Source organism: Ramlibacter sp. GCM10027632 (assembly GCF_042675325.1).
Lineage (GTDB): Bacteria > Pseudomonadota > Gammaproteobacteria > Burkholderiales > Burkholderiaceae_C > Ramlibacter.
The window spans coordinates 143200-156202 of record NZ_JBHTGW010000002.1 but is presented as its reverse complement, the minus strand read 5'-3'; the positions used below and the strand labels follow the sequence as shown (position 1 = coordinate 156202).

General features: G+C 72.9%; 13 protein-coding genes. 6 read left to right on the top strand and 7 right to left on the bottom strand.

Annotated features, from left to right (window positions below):
• Positions 1–38: 38 nt before the first annotated feature.
• The 5 genes from arsB to ACFQZY_RS04095 are packed head-to-tail and all read right to left on the bottom strand — an operon-like array spanning position 39 to position 2937.
• Positions 39–1118, bottom strand: a complete 1080-nt coding sequence (gene arsB / locus ACFQZY_RS04115) for an ACR3 family arsenite efflux transporter (protein ID WP_377412964.1) — start codon at positions 1116–1118, stop codon at positions 39–41.
• Position 1119: 1 nt separating this feature from the next.
• Positions 1120–1608 (bottom strand): arsenate reductase ArsC, encoded by a 489-nt coding sequence (locus ACFQZY_RS04110; RefSeq protein WP_377412960.1) that lies wholly within the window; start codon positions 1606–1608, stop codon positions 1120–1122.
• Positions 1605–2099: an arsenate reductase ArsC gene (locus ACFQZY_RS04105; protein WP_377412957.1), complete on the bottom strand. Its 495-nt coding sequence runs from the start codon at positions 2097–2099 to the stop codon at positions 1605–1607. The genes ACFQZY_RS04110 and ACFQZY_RS04105 overlap by 4 nt, the downstream gene beginning before the upstream one ends.
• Positions 2100–2109: 10 nt before the next feature.
• On the bottom strand, positions 2110–2583 hold the full coding sequence (locus tag ACFQZY_RS04100) for an ArsI/CadI family heavy metal resistance metalloenzyme (protein ID WP_377412954.1): 474 nt from the start codon (positions 2581–2583) through the stop codon (positions 2110–2112).
• Positions 2584–2610: 27 nt separating this feature from the next.
• Positions 2611–2937, bottom strand: a complete 327-nt coding sequence (locus tag ACFQZY_RS04095; protein WP_377412951.1) for an ArsR/SmtB family transcription factor — start codon at positions 2935–2937, stop codon at positions 2611–2613.
• Between the two features lie 104 nt (positions 2938–3041).
• Between ACFQZY_RS04095 and ACFQZY_RS04090 the strand changes: the two genes are divergently transcribed.
• Genes ACFQZY_RS04090 through ACFQZY_RS04065 form a run of 6 tightly spaced genes read left to right on the top strand, consistent with a single transcriptional unit; the run spans position 3042 to position 9857 of the window.
• Positions 3042–4706: an AMP-binding protein gene (locus ACFQZY_RS04090; protein WP_377412948.1), complete on the top strand. Its 1665-nt coding sequence runs from the start codon at positions 3042–3044 to the stop codon at positions 4704–4706.
• A 20-nt stretch (positions 4707–4726) separates the two neighbouring features.
• Positions 4727–5542, top strand: a complete 816-nt coding sequence (locus ACFQZY_RS04085) for an enoyl-CoA hydratase-related protein (protein WP_377412945.1) — start codon at positions 4727–4729, stop codon at positions 5540–5542.
• A gap of 5 nt (positions 5543–5547) precedes the next feature.
• Positions 5548–6792: a CaiB/BaiF CoA transferase family protein gene (locus ACFQZY_RS04080; RefSeq protein WP_377412942.1), complete on the top strand. Its 1245-nt coding sequence runs from the start codon at positions 5548–5550 to the stop codon at positions 6790–6792.
• Entirely contained in the window at positions 6789–7994 is a 1206-nt protein-coding gene (locus ACFQZY_RS04075) for a CaiB/BaiF CoA transferase family protein (RefSeq protein WP_377412938.1), read from the top strand. The genes ACFQZY_RS04080 and ACFQZY_RS04075 overlap by 4 nt, the downstream gene beginning before the upstream one ends.
• 42 nt (positions 7995–8036) lie before the next feature.
• A complete protein-coding gene (locus ACFQZY_RS04070) occupies positions 8037–9023 on the top strand; it encodes a Bug family tripartite tricarboxylate transporter substrate binding protein (RefSeq protein ID WP_377412935.1) in 987 nt (328 codons plus the stop codon).
• Between the two features lie 12 nt (positions 9024–9035).
• Positions 9036–9857, top strand: coding sequence for an IclR family transcriptional regulator (locus ACFQZY_RS04065; RefSeq protein ID WP_377412931.1), 822 nt, complete (start codon positions 9036–9038; stop codon positions 9855–9857).
• A 70-nt stretch (positions 9858–9927) separates the two neighbouring features.
• Here ACFQZY_RS04065 and ACFQZY_RS04060 read toward each other — a convergent pair whose 3' ends face one another.
• Positions 9928–11388: a hypothetical protein gene (locus ACFQZY_RS04060; protein ID WP_377412927.1), complete on the bottom strand. Its 1461-nt coding sequence runs from the start codon at positions 11386–11388 to the stop codon at positions 9928–9930.
• Positions 11388–12959 (bottom strand): class I adenylate-forming enzyme family protein, encoded by a 1572-nt coding sequence (locus ACFQZY_RS04055; protein WP_377412924.1) that lies wholly within the window; start codon positions 12957–12959, stop codon positions 11388–11390. The genes ACFQZY_RS04060 and ACFQZY_RS04055 overlap by 1 nt, the downstream gene beginning before the upstream one ends.
• Between the last annotated feature and the right edge of the window lie 44 nt (positions 12960–13003).

Sequence of the window (13003 nt, the reverse complement as noted above, 5' to 3'; positions counted from 1 at the left end):
CCCGCCCCGGCGCCCCGGCGCCCCGGCGTCGCAGCGCCTCAGGCGGCGGCGCGGCCCTCGTACCAGCCCTGCGAGCGGTTCACCACCGCCACCACGGCCAGCATCACCGGCACCTCGATCAGCACGCCCACCACCGTGGCCAGCGCCGCGCCCGACTGGAAGCCGAACAGGCTGATCGCGGTGGCCACCGCCAGCTCGAAGAAGTTGCTCGCCCCGATCAGCGCCGAGGGGCCGGCGACGCAGTGCTGGACGCCGAAGCGGCGATTGAGCCAGTAGGCCAGGCCCGAGTTCAGCACCACCTGCAGCAGGATCGGCACCGCCAGCAGCGCGATCACCAGCGGCTCGCGCAGCAGCGCCTCGCCCTGGAACGCGAACAGCAGCACCAGCGTCAGCAGCAGCGCCGAGATCGAGAACGGCCCCAGGCGCGCCGCCACCGCCTCGAAGTGCGCCGTGCCGCGCGCCAGCAGCGCGCGCCGCCAGGCCTGGGCGATCACCACCGGGACCACGATGTACAGGCCCACCGAGACCATCAGCGTGTCCCAGGGCACGGCGATCGACGACAGCCCCAGCAGCAGGGCCACGATGGGCGCGAAGGCCACCACCATGATCGCGTCGTTCAGCGCCACCTGCGAGAGGGTGAAGTACGGGTCGCCCTTGCACAGCTGGCTCCAGACGAACACCATCGCCGTGCAGGGCGCGGCGGCCAGCAGGATCAGGCCGGCGATGTAGCTGTCCACCTGGTCGGCGGGCAGCCAGGGCGCGAACACGTGGCGGATGAAGATCCACCCGAGCAGGGCCATCGAGAAGGGCTTGACCGCCCAGTTCACGAACAGCGTCACGCCGATGCCGCGCGCATGCGCCCTCACCTGCCCGAGGGCGGCGAAGTCGATCTTCAGCAGCATCGGGATGATCATCACCCAGATCAGGAGGCCCACCGGCAGGTTGACCTTCGCCACCTCGAGGGCGGCGACGGCCTTGAACAGGCCGGGCAGCCCCTGGCCCAGCGCCACGCCGGCGACGATGCACAGGGCCACCCACAGGGTGAGGTAACGCTCGAAGAAGCCGATGGCGGGCCGGGCCGCCGGGGCGGCCGCGGCCGGGGTGAGGGTGTCGTTCATGTCAGTGGCGGGCGATTTCGGCCAGGGCCTGTCGCAGGGAGGTGTCGTCCATCGATTCGAGCGGCAGCTGCAGCAGCTGCAGCATGCGGTAGCCGATGGCCTGGCGCGTGAGCTCGAAGGCCCGGGGCTTGTCGGCCTCGGCGGCGCCGGAGGGGTCGGGGTAGCCCCAGTGCACCTTCACCGGGCCGCCGGGCCAGTACGGGCATTGTTCGGCCGCGGCGCTGTCGCACACGGTGATCACGAGGCGCATGGGCGGCGCGCCGGGCTGCGTGAACTCGTCCCAGCTCTTGCTGCGGTAGCCCTCGGTGTCGACGCCGGCCTGGCCCAGGGCCTGCAGCGCGTGCGGGTTGATGCGGCCGCTCGGCGCGCTGCCCGCGCTGTGGGCCCGCACGTCGCGGCCCAGCTTGCGCGCCCAGTGATTGAGCATGCCCTCGGCCAGGACGCTGCGCGCCGAGTTGTGGGTGCACAGGATCAGGATGTGGGTGGTCATGACTGGCCGATCTCGCGGACATGGTGCTGCATCGCCATGCGGTCCAGCCGCTCGACGGGCAGCGCCAGGAGCAGCTCGAGGCGGCGCTTCATCATCACGGCGACGTCGCGGAAGGCGCGCAGGCGGGCCTCCTCGCTGCCCTGGGCCGCCGCGGGGTCCGGCATGCCCCAGTGGGCCGTCACCGGCTGGCCCGGCCACACCGGGCAGGCCTCGCCGGCCGCCTGGTCGCACACGGTGAAGACGAAGTCCATCTGCGGCGCGCCCGGCGCGGCGAACTCCGCCCAGCCCTTGCTTCGCAGGCCGTCGACGGGGATGCCCAGGCGGCGCAATTCCTGGAGCGCCATCGGATGCACAGCGCCGCTCGGCTGGCTGCCGGCGGACCAGGCCTTGAAGCGGCCCGCGGCCAGCGCGTTGGTCAGGGCCTCCGCGATGATCGACCGCGCGCTGTTGGCGGTGCAGACGAACAGGATGTTGTAGGTCGGTTCGGTCATGTCGACAGTGTCAGCAGCAGGATGACGCCGGTTTGACAGCGATGCCCACCGGCTTGCCGCGCGGCGCGCAGCAGGCGGGGGCGGCAGGCGCGGGCTCGGCCGCCTGCTTCTCGCTGAAGACGGGGATGTCGCCCAGCGTGTGGAAATGCTCCCAGGCGATGCCGGCCGGGTCGACGACCCAGTGCTTGTCGCTGCGGGCGTAGCAGCAGGTGGTGCTGCCCTCGTCGAGCAGCGCCATGTCGGCGGCCTCGGCCCGGGCCTTGAGGCCGGCGAGTTCCTCCTCGGAGTCGACCTGGAAGCCCAGGTGGTCGATGCCCGGCGCCTCGCCGCGGGTGGAGATGGCGAAGTTCAGGCGCGGGTCGTCCAGCATCCACTTGGCGTAGTCGGCCTCGACGCGGGCCGGCGCCGCGCCGAACAGCTTGGAGTAGAAGGCGATGCCCGCCTGCAGGTCGGGGACATGGGTGTGCACATGGAAACGCTTCATGGGGGGCTCCTTGTGAAAAAGGCGGGTTCAGCAGCCGCAGGCCGCAGCCGCCGGTTCGACGGCGCAGGCTTCGCCCTCGCAGCAGTTCTGCGTGAGGTAGCCGAGCACCGCGTTCATGCGGTCGAAGCTGGCGCGGTAGATCAGGTGCCGGCTGGCGCGCTCCTGCGTGACCAGCCCGGCGTTGAGCAGCTCCTTGAGGTGGAACGACAGCGCGCTGGGGGAGATGCCCAGGCCCTCGGCCATCACCGACGGGGTCAGCCCCTGCACGCCGGTGACCACCAGAGCACGGAACACCTTCAGCCGCGCCGGCTGGGCCAGGGCGGCGAGGGCCTTGATGACTGCATCTTCTTCCATGATTCAATATTACTTGAATTATTGATCTCTTGTCATCACCACCCCGGACATGCAAGGGCAATTCCGCATTCGGAACAAAGACAGCCCCATTCAGAATCACCGGCATGGAACCGACCGCCACCGGCCCCCGCCCCCCGGACCCCGGCGCCCCCGCGGCCGAATGGAACTTCGCCGACGTCTGGGAAGCCGTCGCCCAGGCCTGCCCCGAGCGCCCGGCCCAGGTGCACGGCGGCCTCACCCTGACCTGGCGCGAGTTCGACCAGCGCGCCAACGGCATCGCCGACTGGCTGCTGCGCGCGGGCTGCCGGCACCAGGACAAGGTGGCCCTGTACCTGTACAACGGCCCCGAGTACCTTCAGGCCGCCTTTGCCTGCCTGAAGGTCTCGCTGGTGCCGGTGAACACCAACTACCGCTACAAGCAGCAGGAGCTGCGCTTCCTCTGGGACAACGCCGACGCCAGCGCCGTGGTGTTCGACGCCAGCTTCACTGCCACCATCGAGGAGATCCGCGCGCAGTGCCCCAAGGTGCGCGCCTGGCTCTACGTGGGCGACCCGGCGCTCTGCCCGGGCTGGGCCAGCGCCCTCGCCGCGGCGGCCCCGCCCCGCGCCGAGCGGCCCCAGGGCGCCAGGCCGCGTTCCGGCGACGACCTGGTCCTGGTCTACACCGGCGGCACCACCGGCCATCCGCGGGGCGTGATGTGGCGCCAGCATGACCTGTACATCGCCTCCAACACCACCGCCGACCCGGCGCAGGCCGACCTCGGCCACGTGCGCCGGCGCGTGACCGATCCGGACAGCGCCGCCCCCGTGGGCCTGCCCGCCGCGCCGCTGATGCACGGCACGGCCTATGTCTTCGCCTCCACCATCCTCAATCGCGGCGGCACCGTGGTCACGCTCACGAGCCGCACGCTGGACATGACCGAGCTGCTCGACGCCGTGCAGGACCGCCGCGTGACCGAGCTGTGCATCGTCGGCGACGCCTTCTGCCGCCCCATGGTGGACGCGCTCGACGCCGAGCCCGCGCGCTGGGACCTGTCCAGCCTCAAGGCCGTCTCCTCCTCCGGGATGATGTGGAGCCCCGCCAACAAGCAGCGCCTGCTGGAGCACGCGCGCCACGCGGTGCTGGTGGACTTCCTCAATAGCAGCGAGGCCAGCGGCATGGGCCGCGCGGTCTCCTCGCGCGAGCGCGCCAGCGAGGCCGCCCGCTTCAAGCTCGGCAAGAACGCAGTGGTGCTCGACGCCGAGGGCCGCCCCCTGCCCCCCGGCAGCCCCGAGGTCGGCCGCATCGCGGTGCGCGGCGGCGTGCCCCTGGGCTACTACGGCGACCCGCAGAAGACCGCCGCCACCTTCCCCGTGATCGACGGCGTGCGCTACGCCATCCCCGGCGACTTCGCCCGGGTCGAGGCGGACGGCTCGGTGACCCTGCTGGGGCGCGGCTCCGTCAGCATCAACTCCGGCGGCGAGAAGGTCTTCCCGGAGGAGGTCGAGGAGTGCATCAAGCTGCTGCCGCAGGTGCGCGACACCGTGGTGGTCGGCATCCCCCACGAGCGCTTCGGCGAGAGCGTGGCCGCGGTGGTCGAACTGGCGGCCGGCGCGCAGCTGGCGGCGGAGACCCTGATCCAGCACGTACGCGACCGCCTGGCCGGCCACAAGGTGCCGCGCCATGTGGTCTTCGTCGACTCCGTCGGGCGCGGCCCCAACGGCAAGGCCGACTACCTCGGCCTGCGCAGCGGCGCCGGTGAGGCCGTGCGCGCGCGGACCGCCCCCTGAATCCCATGGAAGAAAGAACGATGTCCCACCTGATCGTGGAGCGCCGGGGCGACGTGGCCCTGGTCACCCTCAACCGCCCCGAGAAGCGCAACGCCCTCTCGCCCGAGATGGTGGTCAAGCTGGCCGACTTCTGGGACGAGGTCGCGAAGGACGACGACGTCCGCGCCGTGGTCGTCACCGGCGCCGGCGACCAGGCCTTCTGCGCCGGCGGCGACATGGGCAGCCTGATCCCGCTGATGATGCGCACCCGCCCGCCCGAGGGCGAGTGGGAGGAGCGCTTCGCCGCCGACCGCAAGGCCCTGGGCCGCGCCCTGCTGCGCGGCGCCAGCTTCTACAAGCCGGTGATCGCCGCCATCAACGGCCATGCCCATGCCGGCGGCGCCGAGTTCGTGCTGGCCACCGACCTGCGGGTGATGGCCGGCAACGCCACGCTCGCCGTGACCGAGGTGCGCCGCGGCCTGATCGCCAGCGGCGGCTCGCTGGTTCGCATGCCGCGCCAGGTGCCCTGGGCCCATGCGATGGAGCTGCTGATGCTGGGCGAGCCGGTCTCCGCCGAGCGCGCGCAGGCCATGGGCCTGGTGAACTGGGTGGTGCCGCAGGACCAGGTGCTGGAGAAGGCCCTGGACATCGCCCGCCGAGTGAGCCTGGGCGCGCCGGTGGCCCTGGAAAAGACCAAGGAGGTCATGGTCCGCAGCAGCGGCCTGCCGCTGGACGAGGCCTTCGCCATCGAGACCCAGTGCACCAAGGAGAACGCGGCGATGGACGACGCCAAGGAGGGCCCGCGCGCCTTCATGGAGAAACGCCCGCCGGTGTTCCGCGGGAGGAAGAAGGCATGACCGGCATGGCGCAAGAGACCGCGGCGCAACACGCGGGCGGCGCGCTCGCCGGCGTGCGCGTCGTCGAGATGGGCCTGTGGGTCGCCGGCCCCGCCGCCGGCGGCATCCTGGCCGACTGGGGCGCCGAGGTGGTGAAGGTGGAGATGCCCGGCGGCGACCCGATGCGCAAGCTGTTCTCCGCGCTCTCCGGCTCCAGGGAGGCGCGCTGCCCGCCCTTCGACCTGTACAACCGGGGCAAGAGGAGCCTCGCGCTGGACGTCAACGCGCCCGAGGGCCGCGTGCTGATGGAGCGGCTGCTCGCCACGGCGGACGTGTTCATCACCAACATGCGCCCGCAGTTCCTCGAGCGCGTGGGCCTCGACCCCGACACGCTGCGCCGGCGCTTCCCGCGCCTGGTCTACGCCAGCCTCACCGCCTACGGCCTGGAGGGCCCGGACCGCGACGCGCCGGGCTACGACATGGCGGCCTTCTCCGGCCGCAGCGGCCTGGCCGAGCGCGCCACGCCCGAGGGCGGCCAGCCGCCGATCCTGCCGGGCGGCCTGGGCGACAACGTGAGTGCGCTCTCGCTGGTCTCCGGCATCTGCGCCGCGCTGTTCCACCGCGAGCGCACCGGCCAGGGCCAGCTGGTGGCGACCTCGCTGCTGCGCACCGGCATCTACGCCATCGGCATGGACGTGTCCTCGCGCATCGGCCTGGGCCGCGCCGCCTCGCCGCCGCCGCGCACCAAGCCGCAGAACCCGCTGATGAACCTGTACCGCTCCGGCGACGGCAAGTGGTTCTGGCTGGTGGGCGCGGAATCGGAGCGGCACTGGCCGGTGATCACCCAGGCCCTGGGCCTGGCCCACCTGGTGGAGGACGAGCGCTTCAAGACCCCGCGCGACCGCCGCCGCAACGCGCCCGAGCTGGTCGCCGCCATCGACGCCGCGCTGGCCACCCGCAGCCGCGCCGAGTGGGCCGGGATCTTCCGCGCGCAGGACGTCTGGTGGGCGCCGGTGAACTCGATCGACGAGGTCATCGCCGACCCGCAGGCCATCGCCGCCGGCGCCTTCGTGCGCGTGCCCGAGGCCGCGGGCGGCGCGGCCCCCGAGGCGGCCAACGGCGTCGCCACGCCGGTCGACTTCAGCGCCACCCCCGCCGGCCCCGCCGGCGCCCCGCCCGCCGTGGGCGCCGACGCCGACGCCCTGCTGCGCAGCCTCGGCTACGCCGACGACGAACTGCAACGACTGCGCGACGCCAAGGTGCTGCCGTGACCGCCCGCCCCGACACCCCTCCCCTGCAGCCGCTGCGCGGCGTGCGCATCGCCGACTTCAGCTCCAACATGGCCGGCCCGTTCGCCACCATGATCCTGGCGCAGCTCGGCGCCGACGTGGTCAAGGTCGAATCGCTCGAGGGCGACGACGCCCGCGCCTGGCCGCCCCTGGTGGACGGCAAGAGCCTGACCCACCGCCACATGGGCGCGGGCAAGCGCGGCCTCGCGCTGGACCTGAAGAAGCCCGAGGCGGTGGAGGTGGCGCTGGCCCTCGTCGGCCGCAGCGACGTGGTGCTGCAAAGCATGCGCCCCGGCGTGGCCGACCGCCTGGGCATCGGCGAGGCCGCGGCGCGCCGCGCCAACCCGCAGGTGCTGTACTACGACCTCAACGCCTTCGGCGCCGGGCCGCGCGGCCAATCGATGCCCGGCTACGACCCGCTGGTGCAGGCCTTCAGCGGCATCATGCAGATGACGGGCCACGAGGGCTCGCCGCCCACGCGCTGCGCGCCCTCCCTCATCGACCTGGGCACGGGCCAGTGGATCGCCATGGGCATCCTCGCGGCGCTGTTCGCGCGCAGCCAGGGCGCCCGCATCGGCCGCATGGAGACCGCCCTCATCGACACGGCCTTCAGCGTCATCCCCTACCAGGCCACCGCCGCCCGCCTCAGCGGCCAGCGCCCGCCCAAGGCCGGCTCGGGCAACCCCATCGCCGCGCCCTACCAGGTGTACCGGGCGCGCGACGGCGATCTGATGATCGCCGCGCCGAGCCAGCGCCTGTGGGAGGCGGTGGTGCAGGCCCTCGCGGACCCGGAGCTGGCCGCCGACGAGCGCTTCCAGACCCTGGCCGCCCGCACGCGCCACGTGAAGGCGCTGGAGGCCGAGATCAACGCCCGCCTGGGCGCCGAGGACGTGGCCACCTGGGTCGAGCGCTTCACCCGCGCCGGCGTGCCGGTGACGCAGGCCAGCGGCCTGGAGCAGGCGGTGGTGAGCGACATCGCCGCCGAGCGCGGCACCTTCATGCCCAGCGAGGGCGTGCCGCTGGTGCGCCTGCCCTGGCTCGTGGACGGCCAGCCCGTGCCCTGGGCCGGCCCCGCCCCCGTGCTCGGGGAACACAGCCTGGAGATCCTCGAGGAACTCGGGTATGACAGCGGGCGCCGCGCGGCGCTCGTCGCGGCCGGCGCCGTGCGGGCGCCCGCCGCCTGAGCCCCCTTCACCGCTTCGACAACACCGACACAGGAGACAACGATGCAACGCCGACACTTCAACCAGCTGCTGTCCGCCGCCGCCCTCGGCGGCCTGGGCGGCCTGCCCGCGACCGCTTCCGCCCAGGCCGGCGGCTACCCGAGGAATCCGGTGAAGATCATCATCGGCTTCGGCCCGGGCAGCGGCACCGACATCATCTCGCGCCTGGTCGCCGAGGAACTGCGCCAGGCCCTGGGCCAGCCCTTCGTGGTGGACAACCGCCCCGGCGCCTCGGCGCAGATCGCCGCCACCGCGGTGGCCAAGTCGCCCGCCGACGGCTACACGCTGATGCTCACCTCGAACACCACGCACTCGGTCAACCCGCACCTGTTCAAGAAGCTGCCCTACGACCCGGTGGCCGAGTTCACGCCCCTGGGCGGCGTGGCCTACTTCCCCTTCATCCTCGCGGTCAACGCCAGCCTGCCGGTGCGCACCGCGCAGGAGCTGGTGACGTACGCGCAGCAGAACAAGGGCAAGATCAACTACGCCTACGGCACGCCCACGGTGCAGATTCCGGCCGAGGCGATCAACCGCCTCATGAACATGGGCGCGGTCGGCATCCCCTACAAGAGCAGCCCGCCGGCCCTGACCGACGTGGTGGGCGGCCAGGCCCAGTTCATCGTGGTGGACCTGGCCTCGGCCCGCCCGCACCTGCAGTCCGGCCGCCTGCGCCCGCTGGCCGTGACCTCGGCCAAGCGCTCGGCGCTCGCCCCCGAGCTGCCCACCGTGGAGGAGGCCCTGGGCCTGAAGGACTTCGACCTCGCCGCCTGGACCGGCATGTTCGGCCCCGCCGGCCTGCCCGCGGAGGTGGTGGAGAAGGTCTCCGGCGCGCTGCAGCGCGCACTGGCCAAGCCCGAGGTGCGCGAGCGCATCACCGGCCTGGGCGCCGAGCCCACGCCCTCGGACCCGCGCGCCTTCAACGACCTGGTCAAGCGCCAGCTCGAGATCTGGGGCCGCAACGTGGCCCTGGCCGGCATCCAGCCCGAGTAAGCGGGCCGGCGCATGATCGAGGCCCCCGTGTTCGAGCTGCAGGCCCTGGAAGGCAGCGCCCCCGGCCCGCGCGCGATCCTGCGCGTGATGCAGGTGCTGGGCCACCTCGCGGAGCACCCGCAGGGCCGCACCCTCGGCCAGCTGTGCGAGGCCCTGGGCGTTCCCAAGACGACGCTGTTCACGATGCTCAGGACCCTGCAGGGGTCGGGCCACCTGGAGGTGGCGTCCGGCGTGTACCGGCTTGGCCCCCTCGCCGTTGCCCTGGGCGCGGCGATGGCGGCGAGCGCGCGGCGCAACTTCCCGGAGTGCGCCCGCGAGAGCCTGCAGAGCCTGAGCCGGCGCACCGGCGAGACCAGCTTCCTCGCGGTGCTGACCGCGGACGGCATGAACTGCCGTTATGTCTCGGTGATCGAGTCGGGCAACTGGCTGCGATTCAGCGTGCTGCCGGATTCCCTCAAGCCCTCCTATGCCACCGGCACCGGCCACGCCATGCTGGCCTACCTGCCGCCGGCCGAGGTCGAGGCGATCCTGGAGCGCGTGCACTTCGAGAAGCTCACGCGCAAGACCGTGGGTTCGCGCAAGGCCCTGCTGGCCGCCCTGGCCCGGGTACGCGAGGAGCAGGTGAGCGTGACCGACAGCGGCACGGTCGCCGAGGTCATGTCGGTCGCCGCGCCGATCTTCGACGCCAGCGGCCGGGTGATGGCCGCGGTCAGCGCCGGCGGCCCGGCGGCGCGCATGGCGCCGCACCTGTCCTCAATCCGCCGCATGGTGCGCGGGACCGCCGAGGACATCTCGCGCACGCTGGGCCTGGTCGGGGACTGGCCGCCGGCCTGAGGCCCTCAGGGGTATGGCGTGCGCGCGGCGCACCCGCAGGTGGTGACCAGCAGTTCCTCCACAGTCTTGGTCATGCGGTCACCTCGTCGTTCACCACCTGCACCGCACGGCCCACGAATTCCTCGCGCTGGAGCGCGTCGACGAGGGCGGGGTTCGTGCTCGTGACCAGGGCGCGCCGGCCCTCGGGCGTGTCCACCAGCAGCACGCCGCGCGGCGCCTGGTCACGGCCATGCAGCACGGTGCAGCCGGCCACGCAGCCCGCGCCGGTGTAGCCGTCCACCACCGGCAGCACGCCGGTGCGGCGGGCCACCTCGCCACTCACGTCCTGCTGCACGAAGCCCGCGCCGGGCTCGGTGGACCACAGGCCGAAGGCCTGCTTGGTCAGGATGCCGGAGACGCAGGACACCAGGGCGGTGCGGCCCTGCCCGGCCCGCAGCAGTTCGGCGGCGCGGGCGGTGCTTTGCAGCTGGTAGTTGTTGTAGGGGCCGCCCGCGAAATTCATGCCGCCGGTGACGGTGAGCGGGCGGTCCAGCGGCAGGCCCAGGGCCCGCGCGTAGGCCTGCACCGCGATGGGGAAACAGCTGTAAAGCTCCACCAGGTCCACCTGCTCGGCGCGCAGGCCGGCCGCGGCCAGGGCCGCCTCGCCGGCGACGCGCGCGCCCTCGCACTCGTGCAGCTTCTCGCGCGCGGCCAGGGCCACCATGTGATTGGACTCGGTGCTGGCCAGCGGGAACACCCAGCGCTCGCGCGGGATGCCCAGTTCCTGCGCCCGGCGCGCCGAGCAAAAGAGCAAGGCCGCCGCCTGGTCCACGTTCCACGACGAGCAGTGCAGCCTGGCATAGGGGAAGGCCTGCATCGGGTTGCGCGGGCCGGCCTCGCGGATCTCGGCCGCCTCGACGACGCGGCGGGTCCAGGCGTGCGGGTTGTCGGCGGCGACACGGCTGAAGCCCGCGACCAGGGCGGCCAGGCGGTCGCGGTGTTCCTCCACGCTCCAGCCCTGGGCATGGCGGAAGGCGCTCTCCATCAGCGCGTACAGGCCCACCGGCATCTTCAGGCCGGCGCGGCGCTCCACCGGGTGGCGCAGTTCCTCCTTGGGCTCCAGCAGCACGTCGGGTGCGCCCTGCTCGCTGCGCTCGGGTGCGGTCTCGCCGGCGATCTGGGCGCGCAGCAGGCGGTAGCCGGCATCGGAGCCCGCCACCAGGGTGGTGTGCGATTCGCCGCGGGCGATGCGGCCGCAGGCCTCGCCGATCAGGGTCTGCTGCAGCACGCCGACGGTGGTGAAGACGCTGGTGGCCTCCTTCGCGCCGATGCTGCGGGCGATCTCGCCCGAGGGGTTGGTGTAGCGCCATCGCCCGCGCGGCACCGCGATCCACTGCGCGCCGGGCAGGGCCGCGGCGCTGCCGGTGTCGGCGCCGGCGGCGCGCACGGCCTGCAGCATCAGGTCCATCGGCTCCAGGGCCCGGCGGAAGTCCTCCTCGCGCTGGGTGGCGGTGCCGATGCCCACCAGGACGGGGGTGCGGTCCAGGTCCATCACGCGCGGCCTCCTTCGGCGGGCAGCTCCAGCGCCATGCGGCGCAGGTCGGCCTTCTGGATCTTGCCGTTGGCGTTGCGCGGCAGCGGCTGCTGGCCGATGACGACGCGGCCCGGCACTTTGTAGTCGGCCATGCGCTCGGCGCAGAAGGCGCGCACCTGCGCGGCGTCCAGCGGCTGGTTGACGTTGAGGAAGGCGACCACGAGTTCTCCGAGGATGTCGTCCGGTCGGCCCACCACCGCGGCCTCGACCACGCCGGCCAGCCCGGTGAGCACGTTCTCCACTTCCGCCGGGTACACCTTGTAGCCGCCGCGGTTGATCATGTCCTTCTTGCGGTCGGCGATGCGCACGTAGCCCTGCGCGTCGATGGCGCCGATGTCGCCCGACTTCCAGTAGCCGCCGGCGAACGCGTCCGCATCGGCCTGCGGGTTGCGCCAGTAGCCGGGGACCACCATCGGCCCGCCGATCCACAGCTCGCCCTCCTCGCCGGGGGGCAGCTCGCGGCCCTGTTCGTCCATCACGCGGATGTCGCCGCAGGGCACGACCCGGCCGATGCTCTCCGAGTGCGCCACGCCGTCGCCGGGCGGCATGATGGTGGTGGGCGAGGTGGTTTCGGTGGCGCCGTAGGCATTGCACATCTGCAGCTGCGGGAAGGCCTCGGCGAAGCGGCGGATGGTGGGCTCGGGCATGGGGGCGCTGCCGTACACGCCGAGGCGCCAGGACCCGAGGTCGAACGAGGCGAGGTCGGGCTCCAGCAGGCACAGGCCATACATGGCCGGCACCATCAGCGCGTGGGTGATGCGCTCGGCCTGCGCGAGCTGCAGGAACTCGCGGCGCTTGAATTCCGCCATCATGGCCAGCGTGGCGCCGATCGCCAGGAACGGCAGCACCACGCCGCACAGGCCGGCCACATGCGACCAGGGGATGCACAGCACGGTGCGCTCGCCGCGCCCCAGGCCCAGCACGGCGGGCCAGTGCAGGCAGGAGTGCACCACGTTGAAGTGCGTGAGCATCGCGCCCTTGGGGCGGCCGGTGGTGCCGGAGGTGTAGAGGATGCCAAACAGGTCGTCCTGCGCGAGGGCGGGCGTGGGCAGTGGCGCGCCCTGTGACTCGTCGAGGCGGGCCCAGGCGGCGCTGCCGGCGGCCAGGCGCAGGGCCGGGCCTTCGGACGGCAGCTCGGGCGCGAACTCGGGCGCGTAGACCACGGCCACCGGCTCGCTGTCGCCGAAGATGTGGCTGATTTCGGGACGCTTGAGGCGCGTGCCGATCGGCACGATCACCGCGCCGAGCCAGGCGATGGCGACCACCGAGACCATCGCGTCCAGGCCATTGGGCAGCATCACCGCCACCCGGTCGCCGGCGCGCACACCCGCGGCGGCGAGGTTGGCAGCCACCGTGCCGGCCAGCGCGGACAGCTCGCGGTAGCTGACGCGGCGCGCGCCGTCGACGATGGCGGTGGCCTCCCCCGCCCCGGCGAAGCTGGCGTGCAGCAGGTCGGCCACGTTCGCCGGGCGAGACGCGTAGGCCCGCACCAGCCGGCCGGCCTGCAGTTCGATTCGGGTGTCGGGCATCGGGTCTCCTGGATTCGGCGGTTCGGTTCGCGCGTGCCGTTGTC